Origin of the sequence: Treponema sp. OMZ 799, assembly GCF_024181365.1 — a bacterium.
Lineage (GTDB): Bacteria > Spirochaetota > Spirochaetia > Treponematales > Treponemataceae > Treponema_B.
Window position 1 is genome coordinate 2,286,582 of record NZ_CP051301.1, and the last position, 22,369, is coordinate 2,308,950.

Annotated in this window: 23 protein-coding genes, 1 tRNA gene and 1 riboswitch; of the genes, 7 read left to right on the forward strand and 17 right to left on the reverse strand. The window is 37.8% G+C overall.

Annotation, left to right across the window (positions count from 1 at the left end):
- Positions 1 to 2 precede the first annotated feature (2 nt).
- On the reverse strand, positions 3 to 296 hold the full coding sequence (locus tag E4O04_RS10560) for a CRISPR-associated protein Cas2 (RefSeq protein WP_253687401.1): 294 nt from the start codon (positions 294 to 296) through the stop codon (positions 3 to 5).
- Positions 297 to 405: 109 nt separating this feature from the next.
- On the opposite strand from E4O04_RS10560, the gene E4O04_RS10565 reads away from it, so the two are divergent.
- The 5 genes from E4O04_RS10565 (at position 406) to nadS (ending at position 4,447) form a co-directional block, all read left to right on the forward strand.
- On the forward strand, positions 406 to 1,809 hold the full coding sequence (locus E4O04_RS10565; protein WP_253707847.1) for a TP0584 family protein: 1,404 nt from the start codon (positions 406 to 408) through the stop codon (positions 1,807 to 1,809).
- 181 nt (positions 1,810 to 1,990) lie between these two features.
- On the forward strand, positions 1,991 to 3,475 hold the full coding sequence (locus E4O04_RS10570; protein ID WP_371922296.1) for a peptide ABC transporter substrate-binding protein: 1,485 nt from the start codon (positions 1,991 to 1,993) through the stop codon (positions 3,473 to 3,475).
- Positions 3,476 to 3,583: 108 nt separating this feature from the next.
- Positions 3,584 to 3,657, forward strand: a tRNA-Val gene (locus tag E4O04_RS10575).
- Between the two features lie 160 nt (positions 3,658 to 3,817).
- A complete protein-coding gene (locus E4O04_RS10580) occupies positions 3,818 to 4,126 on the forward strand; it encodes a type II toxin-antitoxin system RelE/ParE family toxin (protein ID WP_253707852.1) in 309 nt (102 codons plus the stop codon).
- A gap of 9 nt (positions 4,127 to 4,135) precedes the next feature.
- On the forward strand, positions 4,136 to 4,447 hold the full coding sequence (nadS, locus tag E4O04_RS10585; protein ID WP_253687396.1) for a NadS family protein: 312 nt from the start codon (positions 4,136 to 4,138) through the stop codon (positions 4,445 to 4,447).
- A 126-nt stretch (positions 4,448 to 4,573) separates the two neighbouring features.
- On the opposite strand, the gene E4O04_RS10590 is transcribed toward nadS, so the two are convergent.
- The 4 genes from E4O04_RS10590 to E4O04_RS10605 all read right to left on the reverse strand — a co-directional run bounded on the left by E4O04_RS10590 (position 4,574) and on the right by E4O04_RS10605 (position 7,070).
- Positions 4,574 to 5,755, reverse strand: a complete 1,182-nt coding sequence (locus tag E4O04_RS10590; RefSeq protein ID WP_253707855.1) for a formylglycine-generating enzyme family protein — start codon at positions 5,753 to 5,755, stop codon at positions 4,574 to 4,576.
- Positions 5,756 to 6,066: 311 nt separating this feature from the next.
- The gene (locus E4O04_RS10595) at positions 6,067 to 6,423 is read right to left on the reverse strand and encodes a helix-turn-helix domain-containing protein (RefSeq protein ID WP_253687392.1); all 357 of its coding nucleotides are present in this window, start codon (positions 6,421 to 6,423) and stop codon (positions 6,067 to 6,069) included.
- Positions 6,392 to 6,655 carry a hypothetical protein gene (locus E4O04_RS10600; RefSeq protein WP_253687390.1) on the reverse strand — a complete coding sequence of 88 codons (264 nt, stop codon included), beginning with the start codon at positions 6,653 to 6,655 and terminating at the stop codon, positions 6,392 to 6,394. Before E4O04_RS10600 ends, E4O04_RS10595 begins: the two co-directional genes overlap by 32 nt.
- 127 nt (positions 6,656 to 6,782) lie before the next feature.
- Positions 6,783 to 7,070, reverse strand: coding sequence for an addiction module antidote protein (locus tag E4O04_RS10605; protein ID WP_253687389.1), 288 nt, complete (start codon positions 7,068 to 7,070; stop codon positions 6,783 to 6,785).
- Between the two features lie 221 nt (positions 7,071 to 7,291).
- Here E4O04_RS10605 and E4O04_RS10610 point away from each other — a divergent pair, with 221 nt between their 5' ends.
- Both E4O04_RS10610 and sufU read left to right on the forward strand, forming a co-directional pair.
- Positions 7,292 to 8,494, forward strand: a complete 1,203-nt coding sequence (locus E4O04_RS10610) for a SufS family cysteine desulfurase (RefSeq protein WP_253707858.1) — start codon at positions 7,292 to 7,294, stop codon at positions 8,492 to 8,494.
- Positions 8,495 to 8,520: 26 nt separating this feature from the next.
- Positions 8,521 to 8,964 (forward strand): Fe-S cluster assembly sulfur transfer protein SufU, encoded by a 444-nt coding sequence (gene sufU / locus E4O04_RS10615; RefSeq protein ID WP_253707861.1) that lies wholly within the window; start codon positions 8,521 to 8,523, stop codon positions 8,962 to 8,964.
- A 37-nt stretch (positions 8,965 to 9,001) separates the two neighbouring features.
- Here sufU and E4O04_RS10620 read toward each other — a convergent pair whose 3' ends face one another.
- The 12 genes from E4O04_RS10620 to E4O04_RS10675 form a co-directional block, all read right to left on the reverse strand.
- A complete protein-coding gene (locus E4O04_RS10620) occupies positions 9,002 to 9,340 on the reverse strand; it encodes a hypothetical protein (protein ID WP_253707864.1) in 339 nt (112 codons plus the stop codon).
- 82 nt (positions 9,341 to 9,422) lie between these two features.
- A complete protein-coding gene (locus tag E4O04_RS10625; protein WP_253707867.1) occupies positions 9,423 to 10,643 on the reverse strand; it encodes a ZinT/AdcA family metal-binding protein in 1,221 nt (406 codons plus the stop codon).
- Between the two features lie 85 nt (positions 10,644 to 10,728).
- Entirely contained in the window at positions 10,729 to 11,940 is a 1,212-nt protein-coding gene (locus tag E4O04_RS10630) for a ZinT/AdcA family metal-binding protein (protein ID WP_253707870.1), read from the reverse strand.
- 80 nt (positions 11,941 to 12,020) lie between these two features.
- Positions 12,021 to 12,197, reverse strand: coding sequence for a hypothetical protein (locus tag E4O04_RS10635; RefSeq protein WP_253707873.1), 177 nt, complete (start codon positions 12,195 to 12,197; stop codon positions 12,021 to 12,023).
- An 11-nt stretch (positions 12,198 to 12,208) separates the two neighbouring features.
- Positions 12,209 to 13,030, reverse strand: coding sequence for a DUF4198 domain-containing protein (locus E4O04_RS10640; RefSeq protein ID WP_253707875.1), 822 nt, complete (start codon positions 13,028 to 13,030; stop codon positions 12,209 to 12,211).
- A 318-nt stretch (positions 13,031 to 13,348) separates the two neighbouring features.
- A riboswitch (cobalamin riboswitch) is annotated at positions 13,349 to 13,550 on the reverse strand.
- A gap of 63 nt (positions 13,551 to 13,613) precedes the next feature.
- The gene (locus tag E4O04_RS10645; RefSeq protein ID WP_253707877.1) at positions 13,614 to 14,627 is read right to left on the reverse strand and encodes a DUF4198 domain-containing protein; all 1,014 of its coding nucleotides are present in this window, start codon (positions 14,625 to 14,627) and stop codon (positions 13,614 to 13,616) included.
- Between the two features lie 9 nt (positions 14,628 to 14,636).
- Positions 14,637 to 15,179, reverse strand: coding sequence for a hypothetical protein (locus tag E4O04_RS10650; protein WP_253707880.1), 543 nt, complete (start codon positions 15,177 to 15,179; stop codon positions 14,637 to 14,639).
- Positions 15,180 to 15,214: 35 nt separating this feature from the next.
- Positions 15,215 to 18,049 (reverse strand): ferrous iron transport protein B, encoded by a 2,835-nt coding sequence (feoB, locus tag E4O04_RS10655; protein WP_253707883.1) that lies wholly within the window; start codon positions 18,047 to 18,049, stop codon positions 15,215 to 15,217.
- A 3-nt stretch (positions 18,050 to 18,052) separates the two neighbouring features.
- The gene (locus E4O04_RS10660) at positions 18,053 to 18,277 is read right to left on the reverse strand and encodes a FeoA family protein (RefSeq protein WP_253707885.1); all 225 of its coding nucleotides are present in this window, start codon (positions 18,275 to 18,277) and stop codon (positions 18,053 to 18,055) included.
- A gap of 23 nt (positions 18,278 to 18,300) precedes the next feature.
- Positions 18,301 to 18,564 carry a FeoA family protein gene (locus E4O04_RS10665; protein ID WP_371922248.1) on the reverse strand — a complete coding sequence of 88 codons (264 nt, stop codon included), beginning with the start codon at positions 18,562 to 18,564 and terminating at the stop codon, positions 18,301 to 18,303.
- A gap of 56 nt (positions 18,565 to 18,620) precedes the next feature.
- Positions 18,621 to 20,435: an ABC transporter ATP-binding protein gene (locus E4O04_RS10670; RefSeq protein WP_253707888.1), complete on the reverse strand. Its 1,815-nt coding sequence runs from the start codon at positions 20,433 to 20,435 to the stop codon at positions 18,621 to 18,623.
- A 10-nt stretch (positions 20,436 to 20,445) separates the two neighbouring features.
- The gene (locus E4O04_RS10675; RefSeq protein WP_253707890.1) at positions 20,446 to 22,278 is read right to left on the reverse strand and encodes an ABC transporter ATP-binding protein; all 1,833 of its coding nucleotides are present in this window, start codon (positions 22,276 to 22,278) and stop codon (positions 20,446 to 20,448) included.
- Between the last annotated feature and the right edge of the window lie 91 nt (positions 22,279 to 22,369).

The following is a 22,369-nucleotide window of genomic DNA, read 5'->3' on the forward strand; positions in this document are numbered from 1 at the left end:
GGTTACTTCTCCAATTTTTTTGCAGGCGGGCGCACAAGGACCCTCCTCCACTTTTTTTTATAAAGCGTAGTTATTGCCAATACATCCTGAATAGGATATTGGTAGAGACGGACGATGTCGTAATAATCGGTAACTCGGTCTATATCCTGCTTTAATGTAACAAGTCCTTCGTCATTTATTGTTACCGATTCCCAGCAAGCATGCTGAACCCGTTCAAAGCCGTTGGCCGTTAGAACTTCTGCCAGATGAGAAGCCGATTCCCTTCCTCCCGGATCTATAACAACTGAAACAAACATATACAACAGAATACGACAAAAGACAAACTTTGTCAAACCCCTAAGATAAGTAAAAATCTTTACTTATTATATACTTAAAAAAAAAGGCAAAAATGCCGATAAGTGTGGTATGGAAAATAGAAAAAACTTTGTTGAGGAGCTTTCGGTAATCCTTGAAACAAAAAGGAATGAATTTAACTCTCAAATTCTTCCCAAAGTGAGGGAAAACTACAATATTCAAAGCAGTGCACTCCACGCAATCAGAAGCACTCTTTTAAAAAAACGGGTCATCCATGATGATCCTTATAAATATGACAGTAAAATGACTGAGGTTGAAATTCCCAGCAAAGAGAACTTTGCAGATTCGGAAAAGGCCAGCGTTATAGGTACCCGCTTGGCCCACTATGAAACGATGCTGGAATTTGTCAACAATTACTATCAGTTTAATACCGATTTTTTAACTCCCAAAAGAATTTCCATTCTCCTTGAACTAAACAGTACCTTTATTTGGTCTGACTTTACAAATACATCGAATCATACAAATACGAGGGCCATAGCCGATATAATAAACAACCTTTTAAAAGGACCGGATCAACTATCAAGCAGTCTTTTACGGGACTCTGTTACCCACCTTGCAAAAAGCGAAGCCTATATTAATACCCAGCTTAAAAGCCTTTCTATCTTTCATCGGGAAGAATATAAACTTTTAATACGCAGAGAGATTATACCGTCAGTAAAGATAACCAAGGCCGACTGTGCAAATCCTTCAAATGTATTAAGAGAAATAAAAAAGATTTTCACACTAAAGCTCAAAAAAAAGCCTTTTTATACGGATCTTATAGTCGAAATAATCAGAGAAGATTACGGTGATGACTCGGCCATATTACAGCAGGAGATCTTATCACGACTTGAGGTTAAACCAAAGGAGAGCTCTTTTTCAAATCAAGAAGTAAATCATAGGCCTATTTTAATATCGGGCTTAAAGGTTCTTTCAAATTCGGCTCCTCACTTAAAGGCTGCTCTGGAAAAAATTAAAACTAATCAAGAACTGGTCTATAAGGCTGAAAATACCGTATTTAGAAAAATTGCCGAAATTTTCAGGCAGCTTTTAAAATTAGACCCTCCTGAAAAGTATATAACAATCATCATCACGGATAACATAAATCAAAATACAAAAAAACAAACAATCAACTATTCCGTTTTTGAAAAAGAAGTGCTTCAAAAAATAGCCTTATTCCAAAATATTTTGATGCCGAATTCGGCCGTTAATCAAAAGATAAAAACTATGCCGGATGAGCTTCTCTTTAACAGCCTTTCAAAGTACATAAGTGACAGCAATGAAATGTTAAAACAGCTCGGAGGACTTGACGAATTCTATAAAAACGTAAAACCTGAGCTTAGAAGCAAAATACGAGGCATTAAGATAGAAATTACAACGATTACAAACTCGGTTATAAAGGCAAACCAGTACAGAGCCGAATATCAAGCTCTGGCGGATGAGGTAAGCCATATGAAAAAACTCGGAGTTATCTAAAATATAGTCGGATTGAATAATAATATAAAAAACAATATAATAGGCCTTTATAAAAATTTTCATAGGAGATGGTATGAAAAAAAGGCTTACAACATTATTTTTTATTTTACTATCCTTTTGCTTGTTTTCGCAAGACAATCAATATCGGGAACTTAATATTTCCATAAACTCAGGAATACCCATGCTTCACCCCCATACAGCCTTTGATGCAGGAGAAGCCCAAATCTTAACAGCCCTTTATGAAGGGCTGTTTGTATACGACCCTTACACATTGCAGCCTGTGCCGGGCCTGGCAGAAAAATACACTGTTTCAGGCGGAAGAACATGGCGTTTTACGATTAGAAAGGAAGCCAAATTCGAAAACGGAAAACCAATTACAGCCCAAACCTTTGCCGATTCATGGATCAATCTTTTAAACCCCGCAGGGAATCATCCCTATGCGTCCCTTTTAGACTGCATAGACGGAGCCGCAGACTACCGTAACGGAAAGTTAAAGAATAAAAATCAGGTCGGAATCAAAGCCGAAAGCGAGCATGTTCTTTTGGTTTACACAAATACCGAAATTGAGCACCTCCCCAATATTCTATGTCATCACGCCTTTTCGGCCGTTGAACACTCTCAGCTTGCAGAAGCCTTAAAATTTTCTAACATAGAAAAAATAGAAAAATTAAAAGACAGCTTTAAGCCCGTCTCAAGCGGAGCCTATAAAATAAAGAAATTTTCCGAAAAAGAGCTGATTTTGATAAAAAATGAGAACTATTGGGATAAAGATAAGGTTCAGATTCCGCAAATAAACCTCTTCCTCAATTTAAGCAAGGAAGATGCCGTCAAAAAATTTAACATGGGCGAGATGGATTGGCTTTCGAGAAGCGATGTTATTTCAAAAATAGGGGATCAACGCTGTGTTAACATAGACCCTCTTTTCGCAACGGACTATTTTTTCTTTAAGACTTCATCTCCAAACAGTAAGAATTCCGAGTTTAGAAAGGCCCTTCTTTTAGCTGTTCCATATGAGGAATTACGCAAGGGATATCCCATAAAGGCGGAAACCCTTATTTTTCCCCTTGCGGGCTATCCAAAAATTAAGGGTGTAAATGAGTATAATCTTCAAAAAGCCCAAGAAATCATAAAAAAACTTGATTTAAATGAAGATCAAAAAAAAATTGTGATTAAGATACCGGAGGGCAGCTATTATAAAGAGCCGGCCGGAATTCTATCGGCTGCATGGTCAAAAATCGGTATAAAGACCGAGGTTAAGACCCTCCCTTTCAGCGGTTACTATACGGGCCTAAAATCGAATGATTACGATTTAGGAACGATCACGTGGATAGGAGACTTTGCAGATCCTATCGCCTTTTTGGAAATGTTTCGCCCTGCTTCAAACCTAAACGATTCCGGCTGGAAAAATGCGGAATTTGAAAGGATAATCCTAAAATCCCATTCAGAAAAGGACTTTAAAAAAAGATATGAAATGTTAAGCAAGGCAGAGGAGCTTTTATTGGGAGAAAGTATTGTTCTTCCCATATCCTATGGATTAAGCGTAAATATTATAGACACTTACTCCGTAGGCGGCTGGTATTCAAACGCAATAGATATTCATCCCTTTAAGTTCATAAAATTTATCAAGCCCCGGCCCGTTCCCGGTCTTGTAAAATTAAATAAATAAGCTAAAACCGGCTTTTCCAAAACCGATACCCGTTTTACAAAAAAAATTCATTTTTTTATGAAACAGGTATTGACATTTTTTGCAATTTGTAATATTATCCATCTCATCGGGCGCTTAGCTCAGCTGGTACGAGCGTCTGGTTTACACCCAGAATGTCGGCGGTTCGATCCCGTCAGCGCCCATCTCTTTTCTTTTTACCACCCTTTAACAAATCATAAATATTTTATTAGATTTAATTTTTTAATCTGGCCGTATTTTATAAATTCAGCTTGTTTTAACTTTTTATTTTAGTAAGTGTTTAATCGGCATTGACAGACTTACGCCAATGGCGTATAATAAGATATGAAGATTATAGAAACGCCTGTTTTTACAAAACAAATAAATAAATTACTGGATGAAGATACATATAAAAAATTTAAAGAATATCTAGTATGCAATCCATTAAAAGGTAAATTGATTAAAGGAGGCGCAGGAATACGAAAAATAAGATGGGGTAAAAAGAATACGGGAAAAAGTGGCGGTGTTAGGATTATCTATTTTATAAAAACTGAAACAAAGATATATTTGCTATTTGCTTATTCAAAAAGCGATGCGGAGAATATTACAAAAAAACAAATAAATATGCTGGCAAGTTTTATTAAAGATTTATAGGGAGTTTTTATGTTTAAAAGAAAAAAAATGAGTGATGAGATGTTTACTGAATTACTCCAAAGTGTAAAAGAAGCTGTTTTAATTGAAAAAGGAGAAATCCCCCCTTCAAGGGTTTTTGAAATAGAGCCTTTAGATATTGCTAAAATACGTGATAAGACAAATAAAACGCAAGAAGAATTTGCCGCTATGCTTAATATCAGTATAGGAACCCTACGAAACTGGGAACAAGGACGGCGTAAACCTGACGGAGCGGCCTTATCTCTCCTTAAAATTGTTTCGGCTAATCCGCAATATGTAGAAAGTGTGCTGAAAGGCGGTTAAAAATGTACTTCCTTGTACATTTTTAACCTTAGAGCTTGCGGCAAGCACAAACTCTCAAAGCATAGAACCACGGACATCCGTGTCCGATTATAAACTGTATGTTCTTAGCTCTTTTTAATATTAATTTTAAAAAATTATATCTCTTCCTTCAGTAGTAAGACTGATACCGCCATGAGCAAGACCTGAATCTTTCCGAAAAAAGATAAGCCCTTCCTGCTGCATTTTTTCAAGTTCAGAGCCAATTTCTTCTCTTGAATATTGCCCCAAATATTTACTTATTTTTGAGTCAAAACTGGTCATAGGGATAAAATTATTATTTCCTATATTATTTTTAAACTCACGTATTATTAAAAATATTCCGTCTCTTAGCTTATTATTTACCATAAATATTACCTCTTTATTTAATTTTTTATCTTTGAACATACTCTCAGGGCCGGAATAGTCTTGTGGTAATACAGCTCCGGCGTTAATATTTTCCTGCCAATCCCAGCACCACTCCATTACATTTCCTGCGATGTCGTAAAGGCCATAATAATTAGGCTTTTTCTTTTTAACTTCATGGGTCTTTAGATCCAAATCTCCACCGTCAAGATTTGAATACCAAGCATATTCTATTAACCTATCCTTTTGATTTGTATTAGGCCATATATATTTTTTTCCTCCCTTAGCAGCCCACTCCCATTCTGCCTCCGTCGGAAGCCTAAAGCCGTTCTTACTCATATCTAGTTCAGCCTTATTCCAATCAGCATTATCGGTTGTGGGAATTTGATCAAAGGTAAGAGTATCAAAATCAACAGGACTTCCTCCAACTTTTACCGTATAGCAAGGTTCAAGATTAAGCTTTAGGCTGAGCTTATTACAAAAGGCTATTGCATGGTACCAGTTGATGTTTTCTACAGGACGCCTTTGTTGTACCTCTCCGGATGCAGGATTAGATTTAAAAACACTGGGATTTTTATCCATAACTTTGTTCCATAGCTCCTGCGTTACCTCAGTTTCTCCTATGTTGTAGGCTGAAAGCTGTATATCATGTAATCCATTATTATAGATATACTCTGCTCCCAGCTGATTCCCGGCACCGCTTACAGCCTTTATAGACTTCATCACAAAAGTTACACCTTCCACAGTGTAAGCCTTTCCGGGAGTATTAGGAATTACTTCGGAAGATTGACTTCCGCCTGATTTTCCCTGACCTGTAGGACAACCGGTTAATAAGCCGATAAAAAGTCCTGCAGCCAACAACAATGCAGTAAAACTTACTGCCCGATTTAAGACCTTAGTCTTAAATTTGAAATTAGTCTGTTTCATAACTAATTCTCCTTTTAAATAATTAAATTTATACAAAAAACCGCAAAGCCGAATAAAGCCTACTCTGCGGTTTGTACATTGAGAAAAATAAATATTAAAAGCTTTAATTAGAGATATTCTACTTAATAGCGAAATTGGGGGGGGGGAAACTCAGGCTAATATTTTTTAACACACTAGCCGTGTGCAATAAATTAGAGTGCGAAAGATTTAACTTTAAGCCTAAGTAAGATTTAGCTATCATAGAAACAATATAGTCTAAAATATAAAAAAGATCAAGATGGAAAAATAAGGCAAAATTGTATCATAATAAACTATAAAAATTTTTTGTAGCTTGTGTTAAATACGGCGCCCAGTTTTTTTGCCATAGCTATACTTATAGGGCGGACTCCCCGCTCCATTCCGGAAACATTTTGTACATTGATACAAAGTTTTTCTGCAAGTCCAGCCTGTGTAAGATTGTCACGGTTTCTTAAAAGTTTTAATGTTTTTTGAGGTGTCATATTTTTTTGAATGTTCTTAAACCATTCGGTTTCAGTTACCTCTTCGTATTCGTCATCGTCATCATATTCGACGGTAACATGTTTGTATTGTGTTTTTACGAATGCCAATAAATCGGGCGGAATGTCGCCTTCAATTTTAATAAGGGGCATTTTCACGTGAACCTGCATAGTATACCTCCATTTCAATACCTTTGATTGTTTCTTTCCAACAGGCAATCCAATGATAGGATAGGTGGCAATGATATTTATTTTTGCCTAAAGAACTGAAATTAGGCCAGCATGTTTGCACGGGGCCTGATTCTTTTAAATCCAGTATTAGCTGGGCATATAGTTCTTGTTCTTTTTGCGGCATTTTTGCTACAGCTTTTGTTATCCGCTTTTTTTGGATTATCCTATACATATATAAATTATAATCATTTTTTGATTATATGTCAAGCTGTTTTTTTATTTTTGGTTAATAGCTTTTTTATTTTTGCGGTTTATAATTGGGCATTCCTAATTAGGAATGCTTAATTAGGAATGTGGAATTAAGCCGTTTCGGTTAGGCGTGCGTGGAGCGTTATGCCCATTGATCGAAGTATGTTAAAGACGGTTGAAAATGAGGGGTTGCCCTTTTCGGACAAAGAAGTATAAAGAGCTTCACGGCTTACGCCTATTTGTTTTGCAAGCTGTGTCATGCCTTTTGAACGGGATATTGCTCCAAGTACATTTATAACATCGGCAGGCTCGCCTTCTTCAAGGGCTGTGGATAAATAAATTAGTACGTCTTCGGCTGTTTCTATGTAATCTGCCATATCCCATTTAGTAACTTTCATTTCATACCTCCATAGCTATTTTGTAAGCGTTTTGTATATCTTTTAAATCGGAGTGGTACACTACCCCATTTTTTATAAGCATTTCTGCAAGAGGTCGGGGTTGCGGAAAACAGATAAACGGTCTTGCGGCTTATAGGCTTTTCCCCATTGCTGGACAAAAGGCCGATTTTTTTGTAAAATGAATAGAACTTTAAATGCGGCTTTAAGGAGCATAGAAATAGATGTATAAAAGCGATTTTCCTTTGCTTATGCAAAATCCTAACATTCATTATTTGGATTCGGCGGCAACGGCACAAAGGCCTTTACAAGTTATAGAAGGCGTTAAAGAATATTTTTTACACTCAAACGGAAATGCGGGGCGGGGCTCTCATTCCCTTGCAATAGCTTCTTCCATTTTGGTTGAAGAAACAAGAAAAAAAACGGCCGAATTTATCGGGGCAGATAAAATAGAAAGCATTGTATTTACAAAAAATTCTACAGAGGCTTTAAACATCATCGCCTATTGCTACGGCTTATCGCAGCTTAAAAGCGGAGATGAAATTCTATTGGCTGTATCAAACCATCACGCAAATCTTGTACCTTGGCAGTTTGTTGCAAAACAAACGGGGGCAGCCCTAAAATTTATCTACCTAAATAAAAACGGCACTTTGGACATGAACGACTTTAAGGCAAAACTTTCATCTAAAACGAAGGTTGTTGCCCTTTCAAGCGTGGTAAATGCAACAGGAATTATAAACCCTGTAGAAGAGGTTATAAAACTCGCCCATGAAAACGGAGCCGTTGTTGTAGTCGATGCAGCCCAGTCGATAGCTCATTACAGGCAGAACGTATCGGCCCTTGACTGCGATTTTTTGGTTTTTTCGGGCCATAAGATTTTTTCGGACTTCGGAGCCGGGGTTCTTTACGGGAAAAAAGAGCTATTAGACAAGATGCCGCCTTTTTTATACGGCGGAGATATGATCAATTTTGTTACGGAAGATTCAAGCGAGTTTAAGGAAGCCCCTTATAAATACGAGGGCGGCACCCATGACACTTCCGCCATAGTTTCTCTTAAACACGCAATAGAATATATCGAAAAAATCGGCTATTCCAATATAGAAAAAACCGTAAAAGAATTGGACGATTATGCTCTTTCGGAATTAAAAAAACTGGGCTTTGTTGAAACCTACGGAACCGATGCTCCTGAGCGGGCAGGCATAATCGCCTTTAACGTAAAAGATGTACACTCGCATGACACCTCCTATATCTTAAACGAGTACGGAGTCATGGTAAGAAGCGGACATCATTGTACTCAGCCCCTAATGGCTCACTTAAACATAAACTCCTGCTGCCGTGCAAGTTTTTCTATTTTTAACACAAAAGAAGACATAGACGTTATGATAACGGCATTAAAAAAAGTAAAAAGCGTTTTTTTAAAAGACTAAAAAAGAATATTGATAAGGAAACATAAATGGATATAGATACAATTTATCAGGAAATGATTTTGGAATATTCACGAAAAAAAGAAAACTGCCGGGAACTTTCGGGCGAAGGCGTAAAGATAGAAAGAGGTCATAACCCTTCATGCGGCGATGACCTTACCCTCCTCATCAGGGAAAAAGACGGAATCATCGACGAGGCTTCTTTTTTAGGAAGGGGCTGTGCTATTTCTACGGCTTCTACAAATATGCTAATTGAGCTTATAAAAGGGAAAAAAGCCGAAGAAGGCAAACGCAAGGTAGAAATATTTTTTAAGATGATGAACGGGAAAGAAATTTCTGAAGAAGAAAAGGAAGAGCTGGAAGATGCTCAAATCTTGGAATACTTTGCCCAAATGCCTGCCCGCATAAAATGCGCAACTTTAAGCTGGCACTCAGCCGATGTTCTTTTAAACGAAAAAAAAGGGACAGTGTAAAACAAAGTCCCTTTTTAATAAACAGTAAAACCAAGGCTTATTTTTCGATATCGCTTGATTTTACTTTTACAATATGGCCGGGGCCTGCATCAAAGATGATTATAAAATCTTTTACCTTGATATCGGCATATTTTATTGTAAGTTCGCCGTTTTTATCAAGCTTACCCTTAAATAAAACCTTCTTTTTAGCATCTTTTTCCTTTGGATTTTCAATTCGGATCTCTATACCGGCAGCTGATGAGCCGTCAGAAAAACCGCCTTCACACAGGAAGGAACCGTCTCCGTTATCATAGCAATTAAAGACAGGTGCATGAGCAAACAAAAAAGCTGCTCCCAATACTAAAAAACAAACAAAAATAGCTGTTCTTTTTTTCATCTTTCCTTCTCCTATTAAAATTTTTTATTATAATATCAAATAAGTTCCTCTAAAGTCAATCAGACCTTAGAGGAATATCCATTTATTTTTGTATGAGTCCGCTTAAAATTTTGCGGCAAGAACCTTCAACTCGTTTTGCAATCATTTCGTTTGATGAATTTGCAGGTATGCAAGTCGGTTTTCCTTTAATCTTTGCAAAATCGGCATCGGTCATACCGTACCAAAAATGGAAATGAGATGGACTTCCGCCGGGGTTTGTAAAAGAAATTGTCTTAAACATTCCGGCATCTTTTTTATCCGTAGATACGGCCAAGCCGGGTTTTGCAGCATTTTCGGCAACTCGCTTATAAGCTGCCCTGTAAATTTCTTTTCCGTCCTTATACATTACAAATTCGTTCTTTCCGTTCTCGGTAATAAATTCGACATGAGTGTAAAGGTCGGTTGTCCCGTATACTTTTTTCATTTCGGCAACAATTTCAGCCTTTGTAAAGTCTCCGCCCTTAGGATTTTTTCCGGCAAATTCTTTAATGATTTTGTCGTAAGCAGCATTAACTTCAGCACTTGTATTATCGTAAATTAAGGAGCTGTTCATCCATTTTCCTTCTTTAGCATAAACGGCAAAGGGTGCAGGAAGTTTGGCAGCACTATTTTCTATCGATTTTTTAAAATTTTCCAAAAGTTTTTCATTGCTTGTCGAACCGTCAACATAGGTAGGCCAATAAGAAGGATCGGCTTTTTTTACAAGGGTATCAATATTCGTTCCGCCGAATCTTACATGCCAGTGAACCTGTCCTCCGTCATGGCTATGAGGATGAGTACAGATCATATACTTGGCCATAGTAAGTCCGCGTACATTTTTTACAGCCTCAAATGTTTCCCAAAAAGAACCTTCATAACCGGGCATAGGAACCTTGCCTAGATATTTATATTCGGCAACGATCTCTTTTTGTTTTCCGTCTGCATCAATAACGGTAAAACTTATCTTATTAGTCCCGTCAAATTTTACCCTTGCAAAAGGCGTCTTTCTTCTTCCTTCAATAGCATCTTTGATACCCTCTTGGGTATAATTTGAATTCTTTGATGCAGCTTCTTTGTATAATTCTTTCAAAGAAGGATCATTTTTTACAACATCCACCGAAACCCATTCACCTTTCCAGGCGGCCAACTCCATACCGGGAATAAGTTTTTCAACTTCAGCCTTAGCCGTCTTAGCGGCAGAGGGCATAGACTTACATGCAGTAAATGCTACCGCAACAGCAATCAAAATAAGTGCAATCTTTGCACCGATTTTTTTATTAGACATAACATCTCCTTAAAATAAAATTATGACTAAATGCTGCCGATTTATATTTAAACAATCAGCAGCAATTTCATTTTTAATAACAGAACTATTTTCCGGTTAATGCTGAAAGAGTTCTTTTTGCGGATCTTTCAATACCGCTAGCTCGGATATCGGCAGGAACATCTACCTTGTAACAGGTAGGGGTACCTCTCTGAGCAGCAATATCCTCTTCGGTTGCTCCGTACCACAAATGGAAGTGATAATTAGGAGCACCATGAACAACTACAAAGGATATAAGAGAGAACATTCCGGCATCTTTCTTTTCGGCTTTCATTGTCATATAAGCCTTTGCCTTGCCGGGCGCAACTCTTACATAGTTTGATCTGAAGATTTCTTTCGAACCTTTAAAAACTATAAGCTCATTTTTTCCGTCTTTTATATTAAACTCAAGATGAGTAAAATCTTTTAAACTGTCATCGCTTTTTTGCAATTCTGCAATAATTTCTGCTCTGGTAAAGTCTCCGCCCTTAGGATTTTTTCCTTCAAACTCTTTGATGAGCTTAGCATAGACATCCATAACCTCTTTGCTTGAATTTTCAAAAACAAGGAGACTATTGATCCACCTTCCGTGTTCTGCATAAGACTTAAAGGGAGCTGCATCCGTCCATTTAGGCATAGTTTCAATTGAAGATTCTGCACCCTTTAACATATCGTTCTTTTTTGTTGAGGCCGGAACAAAGGTAGGCCATGATTTTTCTCCGTTTATAAGCCAATCAAAACCGTAGTAGCCGAAACGAACATGCCAATGAACAGGACCATCTCCGTGTTGATGAGGAGGCATAATAATCATATTTTTTAAAGCCTGCAATTCTTTTCCTGGGTTTACCGCTTCAAACGTATACCAAAGTGAACCCTCATGACCGGGAACAGCCTTCGTACCCATGTATTTGTATTCACATACTACATTGGATTTACTACCGTCTTTCTTCTGCATTGTAAGAGTAACCTTATTGGTACCGTTAAATTTCATAGCGGTTACAGAACTTCCATACATATCTTTGACGGCAGCCTTCAAACCGCCTTCAGTATAATAAGGCATTCCTTCAGCAGTCTTCTTATAGGCTGCATTCAATGACTCATCATTCATTACCGTATAAGTAGAAACCCATTTACCTTTCCAAGCTGCAAGTTCTTGTCCTGCTACCAATTTATCGGGACTTACTTCCACTACAGCAGGCATAGACTTACATGCAGTAAATAAAACTGCAAGTGTAACCAATATAAGTGCAATCTTTGCACCCATTCTTTTATTAACCATAAAATAAAACTCCTTTAAGTTAATAAGTTAAATATATCTAACATTTAATTCGAGAGAACCCCGAATTAAAGCAAGTTAGTCTACTTTTTTTCTTCCATAGAACAGCCACAGCATCCGCAACCGCTCTTAGGATTGATGTTTTTTTCTCCGCAGTTGCAGGCCGAAGCCTTACCCTTAAATATCCTGTAATATTTACGGATGAGTAAGATGATAACGCCTGCAACTATGGAAATAGTCAAGACCATTCCTAATGTCATAAGGACATTCCTTATTTTACAGGCATTGCCTCAATCCAGAGTACGGCGTCCTGAGAAAGTTCTTTACCGGCAAATTCTTTTGTATTACCTGCACCAAGAGCTGCAAAGCCCCAGTATCCGGCCTTGTGAGGAACAAAGGAAAAGTTTCCATTTGCATCAGCCAAAATTACTGCAGCAGCATTCTTTGTTTTTGCCTTCTTTTCAAATTTGCTCTTTTTCATGTTTACATCAAAGTTAATGTATTCAACTTCAATTTCTGCATTAGGTACGGGCTTACCCTTTGAATCTAAAACAGTACCTCTAAAAATGCCGCCTACCCAAACATCATATGGTTTTACCAAGGGCATTATTTCGGGATAACCTTCGGCACATCTTGCACTCCAGTCGGTATCAAGTCCGGCCTTATTTATAAATACCTTAGTAACCTGCTGAATATAAATATCTTCAGATCCTCCTTCATAATAAGGATGGGGAACAGCGATAAGAGCCCAGTCTCCGCCTCCTCTAAAACCGTTATCCTTGCTCAAGGTAAGGTCATAAGCAGAAGCCTCACTTTCTAAAGCAGCAAATTTTGTTTTCTTTAAAGAGGGAAGCAAATCCTGTACCTTTTCCTTGTGAACCGAAAAGAATTTTTCAAAACCTTTAATTTCACCGGCCTCGTTTTTACCGATGTCCATTGTGTGACCTGCATCGGCAGGATGGGTAAAAACAATCTTAAAATCAACAGAGTTGCCTTCAACGATTGAAGTCGGGGTATAAATCATTTGGAAGTGAGCAAATGAAGCCATGGCTACAAAGAATAAAAGTAAAACTATTCCTGTAAATTTTTTCATATAAAAACTCCTATACATATTCTAGTCTAAAGACTCATTATCTAAGTTCAAAAAAAGATAGAGTAAAAAGGCACCCCTTAAAACTCACGGATAAATCTTTTTTCGAATTCAAATGTAAATTGACACTGACAATTTATCTTATTTTCAAAAAAAAAGCAAGCCCCCAAAGACAGAACAGCAAACTTTTAATTAAAAATAAAGCGGAGATTAAATAAAGAAAACACGAAAAACGCAAGGTATCAGCTTCGCTTATAGAAAAAGCTGACAATAAAACAGAGTTGTACAATAATGAGTTTTCCGATTTTCCTTCCCTCCGAAGGATTCGTAATACAAATAGGCAGGTCTCCTGACTTATGATTTAAAGTTTATCGCCTTCCCATATTAACAGTGGCTTATGCTTCCAAATAGCTGCATTATGATAAACAAACTCAATTACAGTAGCGGGGGCTGTGCCGGTTTTTCACCGGTTTCCCTTTTAATCTTAAAAATTAATTTAAGAACCTTATTTGTCTATAACCTTCGGGTAATTATAAATATTTCCAAAAAAAAAGCAAGCCCCCAACAAGGCTTATTTATTTGCTATCTATTTATTTTCAGCCTTATCCGAAATCTTTTTAAAGATAGGAGGCCAAGCGAACATAACCACAAAAAGCAAGATTACTATTATAAGGGCTGCAGGCGAAAATCCTTCCTTGGGTTTTGCCTTTTCAGTCTTACCCTCATCGGAGGCTGAAGCTTCGGCTCCCATATCAGCTGCGGATTCTTCTGCAGTATTTTCAATCTTGCTGACCTCAAACCAGATAACGGAGTCTTGAGAAAGCTCTTTTCCTCCGAATTCCTTGTCCTTCCCTACTCCGAGGGCGGCAAAGCCCCAATATCCCGGACAAGGAGGAATAAACTCGAAAACGCCGGTATTATCCGCCATTATCATTCCGGCACCCGATTTTTGCAGTTTGGGTTCTCCGATAAATTTCTTGTTTGCCATATCCACATCGTAGTTCATGTTTTCAAATTCAACCTGAGCATATGGAACAGGATTTCCATCGGAGTCCAAAACAAGGGCACGGATCACACCGCCCTCCCAAATCTCATAGGGCTTTACCAAGGGCAAAATTTCGGGATAACCTTCGGCAACCCTTGACTGCCAATCGGTTGAAAGTCCGGCCTTGTTAATAAAGACCTTAGCTATCTGCTGAATATATCCGTCATCGGCTGCTTCAAAATAAGGATGAGGAACGGCAACTAAAACCCAGTCTCCGCCTCCCTTAAAACCGGCATCCTTATCAAATTCAAGGGTATATGCAAGGGCCTTGCTTTCAGCGGATTCAAATTCTCCCTTTTTTAAAAAGGGCATTAAGTCGGTCTTGTTTTCTTTATGGATGGAATAAAATTCCTTTAATCCTTTTATTTCGCCTGCTTCATTTTTACCTATGTCCATGGTAAGGCCGGAATCAAAGGGATGAGTAAAAGAAATTATAAAATCAACCTTATTATTTGAAGCTTCGATTACTGAAGACGGAGTATAAATAATTTGAAAGTGAGCAAAAAGGCCCAACGCCGTACAGCATAGCAATGCGGAAAAAAATAGCTTTTTCACTTTTTACACCTACCTTTTTTGTTTTTTAAAGAGGAAGACAATCAGTACCGAATTTATTACGGCAAGTACAAGGGCCAAAATTGCCGTAAACGAAGGACCGACACCGGGCATTGCCGAAACGGTATCCATAGGCACCCAACCTGCAGAACCGGAGGCAGCAATAGGTTTTTGAGCCGGAGCGGCATCGCCCGATGATTCGTTTCCTCCTGTCGCTTCAGCAGGAGCGGCCTGACTGCCGAAACCGCCTTCAGGTTCGGGACCGTCTTTTACTATAATGTGACCGGGCCCCGCATCAAAGGTTACCGTATACGGAACATTAGGAATAGGCAGATTGAGTTCGCCTACATCGGGGAATTCTCCTTCCCAGATTTTTTGACCCGTAGCCTTATCCGTAAGATAAAGCTTAACACCGGCTGCCGTAGCACCGTTTGAAAATCCGCCTTGAACATAGATAGTTCCGTCCCCGTTATCTTCAACGGTCAACAGGGGCGAATGTGCAAAAAGCAGCATAGAACACATCATTAAAACAAATACAATGCTTATTTTTTTCATTTATATAACTCCTCTAAAATTTATAATTTAAAACATCAAAAGCCAAATAATCTTCCCAGCTGGAATACAAGGACGGCAACCAGAGAACTGAGCACTACAGGATAGAGAACACTGAACAAGGTCCAGCCTATGCTCTGTGTCTCGGTCTTTGTTGCCATAACGGTAGCAATACAGGGCGGGAAGAGGGCTATCAAAATCATGATGGTAAGCCCGTCTAAGGGGGTCAATCCCGTTTCCTTATCCTGAATGCGGGCTTCCAAAACCTTCCCCGAATCCTCGCTTGCAGACTCGACACTGTAAATAGTACCCAAGGTAGAAACAAGGGCTTCTTTTGCAGCAAAGGAACCTAGAATTGCTATGTTTACCTTCCAGTCAAAACCTGCATATTTTGTGACGGGCTCCATAGCCTTTCCTATGTATCCCAAAATAGAATTTTCCAAGGTTTCTTTTCGTAACTGTACCGAGATCAACTTTAGGTCGGCACTTGCAGGGCGTATAGCCTTTGCTGCGGCAGCGGCCTCAGAATCGACCACAGCTGTTCCTGAAATTTTTATCTTTCCGGTTCTGACAAGGGCAAAGAAGTAAGGATTCAATTTTTGCCAGTAAGCATAAAAGGAAGCCTTTAAAATAGGCTTTTGAAATTCTTGAGCACCCTCGTAAGCTTTATCAAAATCTTTTTTTGCGGCAGAATACATATCAAGGTAGTTTTTAAAAGCACCTACATTGCTGCCGAGCTCTATTTTTCCTTTTAAAGCTATTTTTGTAAATTCGGGATTTTGTAAAAAAAGCCTGTTTACATTTCTTTCTGTTCCCTTAGCTCCTCCGAACCAATTCATGGCATCGTATAAATAGAGCTTTTCGTTTAAACGCTGAAATTCAATAAAACCCTTTTCGGAAGCAAAATATTGGGAATAGGAATTATTTAGCTTTCCTGCAAAGTCCTGAATATAAGCTGCTTTTCTTGCTTCATATTGAGCAGTTTTTTCCGAGCTCAAAGAAGGAAAATTTACGCCTGCCCAGATTATAACTGAAACGGCAACTACAGTCGTTGCAACTTTTTTTATAAAGCTCCATAAGCGTTCAAAGGTGCGTGTTAAAACACCTCTAAGGGTCGGCATATTATAAGCCGGAAGCTCAAGTACAAAGGGTTCAGGCTTGCCATGAACAACATAGAGGCTGAAATATTTTGCAACAATCAGGGCGACTATCAATGTAAAAAAGGAAATTCCTCCTAGAACTATCCATTGGTAGCTTGTAAAAAATATTCCCGTAATTAAAACATAAAAAGGAATCTTTGCCATACAGTTAAGAAGGGGCAAGATAAGAATCGTTACCAATCTTGACTTATCATCTCTGATTGTCCTTGTGGACATAACACCAGGAACAACGCAGCCTCCCATTATAACACCCGAGAGAATCATAGGAAGGGTTGACTGTCCGTGTAAACCGAACTTGCGTAAAATCCTATCCATGATAAAGGCAAGGCGGGCCATGTAGCCGACATCTTCCAAAAAAGCAATGAGAGCAAACAAGCAGAAAAAGATTGGGACATAGTTTAAAATCATTATTGCCCCATCAATTATCCCGCTTAAAAACAAACCTCTTAATGGGCCCTCGTTTATAAGTCCTTCAGGATAAATAAGCTGAGAAACTATTGTTCTGACAAATTTAAATATCGGGAAAACCTTGTCGGTCATCTTATAACCCAAAACTACCGTTATCCAATAGAAAACCAAAACAAGCTCAACCAAAATCAAAAGACCGTAAACCTTGTGGCAAAGCACTTTGTCGATTCTGTCGGTTGAATTTATACTGCCTGAACTGCCTTTAGTATAGATAAGAGCAGCTCCTCCCGTAAAGGCAAAGGCTCCGGCTATACTAAGAATCAAGCGTAGAATGCTATTTGCAAAGATAGGAACCGGCAAAAGCAAAAAGAGGGAATCCAAAATTTCATAGGTTACAAAACAAAGAATAAGGGCGGCAATAACCTCGGTAATCTTTCTTTTAATATTTAAGGACTCGACGGCTTTTTGTTCAAGCTCTTTTTTTGAAACCGCAGCTTCAACGATTTTTTTTGCCGCAGCGGAGCGGGCAAGAGCTATTTCTATTTCAAAGCTGTGCTTATGTTTTTCCTTGTGCTCGGCTTCGATTTCTTTTATAAAAGTTAAAATGGAATCAAAGTTTGTAAAATTTTTACCCTCTTCTTCGATAACTGCGGAGTCCTTTTCGCAAAGCTTAATTGCAAGCCATCTTAAGGGAATAGAAAAAAATTCGTCCTTTGCAGAATCCTTTAATTTTTCGACAATTTTTTCCAAATAGGATTCCATATCCTTACCGTAGGTAAGCATAAAGGGATTTTGAGGTTCGGAGCTTTCAGCCCTTCTTGAAATAAGCTCTTTTAATTCGTTTATCTTTTCTTTTTTCTTAGCCGAACCGGCTATTATCGGAATACCTAAAAGAGAAGAAACTTTATCGACATCGATTTGTAAGCCTGCATTTTTTGCAGAATCCATCTTGTTTAAGTACATAACAATAGGACAGTTCATTTCCAAAAGCTGGAATGTCAGATAAAGATGTCTTTCCAAATTTGAGGCATCGGCAATGTTTACCAAAAGTTCGGGCTTTTCACGGAGGATAAAATTACGGGTTACCCTTTCTTCCGGTGAATAGGAAGTAAGGCTGTAAGTGCCGGGCAAGTCGGTAATAAAAACCGATTGGTCAAGAGCAAAATACTCTCCCGTTTTTTTCTCGACGGTGATACCCGGATAGTTTGCAACATGCTGATGAGCTCCCGTCATCATGTTAAATAGGGTTGACTTACCGGAGTTGGGCTGACCGGCAAAAGCAATATTTATTTTTTCTTTTTTCATATTCTAAACTTCTTTTACAATGATTTTTTTAGCCTCATCCTTGCGGACTGCAACAAGCGAACCGCAGATGGAAATATCAAAGGGATCTAAAAGCGGAGCCTTTCTTACAACCGAAAGTTCAGCTCCGGGAGTAAACCCAAGACTTATAAGCCTTTGCAAAGTCATTCCGCTTATCTCAATATCTTCTATAATTCCTTTTTTTCCTTGTTCCAATTCATCAAGAGTCATTTAAATCTCCAATCTCCTCAATACTATAAACGCACCAAAATTTTAGAAGCAAGATTATAATCTACTGCATATTTTGAACCGTTTACCAAAAGTAAAATAGGCCCTTTTTTATCGGCCTGAGAAGTAACAACGGTTATTTCCGTATTTATATCTATTCCAAAACTGCGAAGGCGGGAAAATTCGGCCCCCGTTCCGTCAAATTTAAGCACGGAAGCCTTATCGCCTTCCTTTAAAATAATTAAGGGTAACAATGTCAGCGACCTCTCACAAAATGTTGCAAGGAGCATACATTATTTTTTTATTTTAATCAAGGCATAAATGAAAAAAACTTAGAAATTCAGTTTCAATCCTTGTACAAATCAGCCTGAGCAGAATAAAGCATCCTATACTCCTCACAAGAAGAAAAAAGCTCGTCATGGGTACCTAAAGCTAAGAGCCTGCCCTCCTTCATAAGGGCAACCCTGTCTACAAGCCTGCACAGGCCCGCCCTATGCGAGATAATTACAGCGGTTTTGTTTTTGATAAGGCTTATAAAGCGTTTTAGCACAAGACTTTCTTCGATAGGATCGAGGGCCGAGGTCGGCTCATCAAGGATTAAAAAATCGGCATTTTTAAAACGGCAGCGGCTTAGGGCAAGTCTTTGCCATTCTCCCCCTGAAAGTTCAGCTCCATTAAAAATACGCCCAAGTCTTCCGTCCAAACCGCCTGTTTTTTCTAAAAGATAATCGGCATCGTTTTCCTTTAAGGCTTCTATAATTTTTACCTCTTCGTTTATCCTGCTCAAATTTGAAATTGCAACATTTTCTCTTAAACTAAAATTATATTGAACAGGCTTTTGAAGGGTAAGAGAAATATTTTTATAAAGAGCATCCTTGTCAAGAAAATTTAAATCGCTACCGTCCCAAAAAACGGAACCCTCGTCCGCCTCGTAAAGTCCTAAAATAATTTTAGAAAGAGTGGTCTTACCCGAACCGTTTTCGCCTATAAGAGCTATTGTTTCTCCTTTTCTAATGGAAAGATTTATATCCTCAATAGCTTTTTTATCTTTATTCGGATATGAAAAAGAAACGTTTTTCAATTCGATGCAGTTTTTTAAACTACAAGCCGAATTATTAAATTCGGCGGCCGATTTTTTAGATTCGGCGGCCGATTCTTTAGATTCGGCAGGAGCTTCTTCGGCTAAATCCAAAAAATCGAAAAAATGTTTTGTGTGGGCGGCATACATTGAAATCGAGCCTAAGGCTTCCAAAAGATTCCGCATACAAAACTGAATCATAGTAAAAGCACCGATGGCCGCTCCAAAGTTTCCGATACTGATTGTTTTGTTTAAGGCAAGATAAAGACAGATAAAAACGGCAATTCCATATCCGAGAGAAGAAAGCATGTCGCAAAACAAAACGGAAAAGGCATCTTTTTTCTTTAACTTCCAAAAGGGATCAAAAACTTCCTTGTTCTTTTTAAGCCATTTTTCTTTTATGTACTCATCGGATCTTGAAATACGTAATTCTTTCCCTGCACTCTTGTCCGTAAAAAGAGACCAAAGATAATCCAGTTTTCTCTCCTCAGGAATTTGAATCGATTTATATTTATACATTTCTTTTCCGCGGATAAGGCGGGTAATAAAATAAGGAATAACCGAAATGACTGCAACAAAGAAAAGCCGCCAATCGAATTTGCTTATTACAAATGTTAAAGAAGCTATTTCGATAAATCGGCAAAAGATATAAATCATACGCATTACAAGATAAGGCACATATTCGTTTTCTATGTTATCCTTAGCATACTTATACATGTTTAAAATATTTGCATCTTCAAATTCGATTAAGCGTAAGCGTGAAGCTTTTTCTGCAATTAAAAGATTGGCATAATTATTCGGTTTTTCATACATTCCGATATTCATTGTGCCGTTATAAACAAGTGCCCATAATTCCTGTAAGACATAAAGGGAGGCAAAACTCAAAGCATAAAGTAAAAGACTTTTTGCTTCAACCCTTTTTTGAGAATAAGCTATAACGGTGTCAATAAAACCGCTTAAAAGAAGAGCTGCAATAGAATGAAACAAGGCTTGCCAAATCTCTTCAATTAAAACAAAAATATGTGAAACGGGACTTACCCCAAAAGTAAATTTAAAAGAACGGTATAGATAATTATTTTTCATAAATTTCCTCTCATAAAACTTTATTAGTGTCAGGCTCAGTCTTATACCAAGAGGCCTGCTCCTTGTACATTTTAAAATAAAGGCCGCTGTTTTTTATAAGTTCATCATGGGAGCCTTTTTCTATTATTCTTCCTTCATCGAGCACAAAAATAATGTCTGCCATTTTTGCACTTGCAAGACGGTGAGAGATAAAAATACAGCCCCGCCCCCTATCGGAAGTACCTATAATTTTTTGAAGATTTTGGTACATTTCTTTTTCGGCTGAAGGATCCAAGGAAGCCGTAGGCTCATCAAAAATTATAAAATTAGTTTTAGCGGCACAAGCTCTTGCAATGGCAAGTTTTTGTTTTTGGCCTCCCGAAAGCTCCGTTCCCGATTCTTCCAATTTTCCAAGATGCTTATCCAGATCATCAAAAACCGGATCATCGGAAATAAGGGCAAGGGATTTTTTTAGGTGTTCATCATCGTTTAAAAATTCGATGCTTCCCAGTGCTGCATTTTCACGCAGGGTCATCTGATAGCTTGCATAATCTTGAAACACAACACTAAACTCCCTGTGAAGAGCATCGCGGGAAAGAGAGTTTATGTTTTTTGAACCTATAAAGATATTTCCGGCTGAAGGCTTATAAAGCCCTGAAATCAGTTTTATCAAACTTGTTTTTCCGCTGCCGTTTTTTCCTACCAAGGCGATGTGAGCCCCCGGTTCAATCCTAAAAGAAATATTTTTTAAAACTTCTTTTTCAGAATTAGGATAATGGAAAGAAACATTTTCAAAAATGATTGCATTTTTTTTATCGAAAATGTTTTGTTCTAAAATGTTTTGTTCTAAAATTTTTTCCTCATGCAGCATCTTTTTATAATGAATATCATGTGGAAGATCCATAAATGTGTACAAAAAGCCGATACTTTTGTTATCATCGATTAAGCCCCAAAAACTTTGAGACATAAATACAAGCAAATAATAGATTTCCGTTATTGAGGCTATAAGACCTGTAAACATTCCTACAGACACTTGTCCTCTTATGATTAACCTAATCAAAACAAAGATTAAAAAAGAAAACCATGCTATCATTATTACGGAAGCAATCCCCATATAACGGTAAGATTTTAGGGTAATCGATATTCTTTCCTTTAATAAAACCTTATATTTATCCTTAAATTTTTTTACGATAAAAGGAATTGCGGAAAATATTTTTAATTCGGGTAAGGCATCCTTATTTGAAAGGAGGGAGCTTAAATCTTCGAGTTCTCTTTCATCAAAAACTTGAGAAGCATAGATAGCTTGGATTTTTTTTGTTGCAATATATTCGTTTATAAAATCCAAAACTAAAAAAACAAAAAAACCGAAACTCAGCCAAGGGGAAACCCTTGCAAATATAAAAACCATTCCAAAAAGTTTTATACTATCACAAAGGAAGGCCCTGCATTCCTTAAAAAGATTTATAACCTTTTTTGCAGGCCGGCTCCTGATTTCCTTTAATGCATCGTGTAATGCAGCATCCTCAAAACATGCAAAATCTATCTTAAGCATCTTGGTTAAAATAGCTTCGGATAAATTATAAGTCAATTTTTTTTCAAGATAGATAAAGGCTATATTGCTTATAAAATTGACATGATTCATAAAAAGAATGGTGAGGGCTAAAACAGCGGCATTCCATAAAACAGAAGACAAAACAACAGACTCTTTTAAAAATAAAATTATAGAATCGATTAGCTTTTGAGTATATAAAACCGTAAAAGGAAGGGTCAGCCCGGTAAAAACCGAAAGAAAAAATAAGACTACAGCCGGAAAGGCTCCGTATTTAAAAACAGTGCAGATGCACTTAATAAAATTCTTTAACATATTGAACTCCTAGACAAAAGAAAAAAGTTTACAACTTAAAAGGCACACCATTACAGCACTCCTCAAAAAACAAGTTTTTAGAAGTTATCTA

Bases quoted from the DNA above. Each gene is read 5' to 3' on its own strand.
- E4O04_RS10560 (WP_253687401.1), bottom strand. From the start codon at position 296: ATGTTTGTTTCAGTTGTTATAGATCCGGGAGGAAGGGAATCGGCTTCT.
- E4O04_RS10565 (WP_253707847.1), top strand. From the start codon at position 406: ATGGAAAATAGAAAAAACTTTGTTGAGGAGCTTTCGGTAATCCTTGAA.
- E4O04_RS10570 (WP_371922296.1), top strand. From the start codon at position 1,991: ATGCTTCACCCCCATACAGCCTTTGATGCAGGAGAAGCCCAAATCTTA.
- E4O04_RS10580 (WP_253707852.1), top strand. From the start codon at position 3,818: ATGAAGATTATAGAAACGCCTGTTTTTACAAAACAAATAAATAAATTA.
- nadS (WP_253687396.1), top strand. From the start codon at position 4,136: ATGTTTAAAAGAAAAAAAATGAGTGATGAGATGTTTACTGAATTACTC.
- E4O04_RS10590 (WP_253707855.1), bottom strand. From the start codon at position 5,755: ATGAAACAGACTAATTTCAAATTTAAGACTAAGGTCTTAAATCGGGCA.
- E4O04_RS10595 (WP_253687392.1), bottom strand. From the start codon at position 6,423: ATGCAGGTTCACGTGAAAATGCCCCTTATTAAAATTGAAGGCGACATT.
- E4O04_RS10600 (WP_253687390.1), bottom strand. From the start codon at position 6,655: ATGTATAGGATAATCCAAAAAAAGCGGATAACAAAAGCTGTAGCAAAA.
- E4O04_RS10605 (WP_253687389.1), bottom strand. From the start codon at position 7,070: ATGAAAGTTACTAAATGGGATATGGCAGATTACATAGAAACAGCCGAA.
- E4O04_RS10610 (WP_253707858.1), top strand. From the start codon at position 7,292: ATGTATAAAAGCGATTTTCCTTTGCTTATGCAAAATCCTAACATTCAT.
- sufU (WP_253707861.1), top strand. From the start codon at position 8,521: ATGGATATAGATACAATTTATCAGGAAATGATTTTGGAATATTCACGA.
- E4O04_RS10620 (WP_253707864.1), bottom strand. From the start codon at position 9,340: ATGAAAAAAAGAACAGCTATTTTTGTTTGTTTTTTAGTATTGGGAGCA.
- E4O04_RS10625 (WP_253707867.1), bottom strand. From the start codon at position 10,643: ATGTCTAATAAAAAAATCGGTGCAAAGATTGCACTTATTTTGATTGCT.
- E4O04_RS10630 (WP_253707870.1), bottom strand. From the start codon at position 11,940: ATGGTTAATAAAAGAATGGGTGCAAAGATTGCACTTATATTGGTTACA.
- E4O04_RS10635 (WP_253707873.1), bottom strand. From the start codon at position 12,197: ATGACATTAGGAATGGTCTTGACTATTTCCATAGTTGCAGGCGTTATC.
- E4O04_RS10640 (WP_253707875.1), bottom strand. From the start codon at position 13,030: ATGAAAAAATTTACAGGAATAGTTTTACTTTTATTCTTTGTAGCCATG.
- E4O04_RS10650 (WP_253707880.1), bottom strand. From the start codon at position 15,179: ATGAAAAAAATAAGCATTGTATTTGTTTTAATGATGTGTTCTATGCTG.
- feoB (WP_253707883.1), bottom strand. From the start codon at position 18,049: ATGAAAAAAGAAAAAATAAATATTGCTTTTGCCGGTCAGCCCAACTCC.
- E4O04_RS10660 (WP_253707885.1), bottom strand. From the start codon at position 18,277: ATGACTCTTGATGAATTGGAACAAGGAAAAAAAGGAATTATAGAAGAT.
- E4O04_RS10665 (WP_371922248.1), bottom strand. From the start codon at position 18,564: ATGCTCCTTGCAACATTTTGTGAGAGGTCGCTGACATTGTTACCCTTA.
- E4O04_RS10670 (WP_253707888.1), bottom strand. From the start codon at position 20,435: ATGAAAAATAATTATCTATACCGTTCTTTTAAATTTACTTTTGGGGTA.
- E4O04_RS10675 (WP_253707890.1), bottom strand. From the start codon at position 22,278: ATGTTAAAGAATTTTATTAAGTGCATCTGCACTGTTTTTAAATACGGA.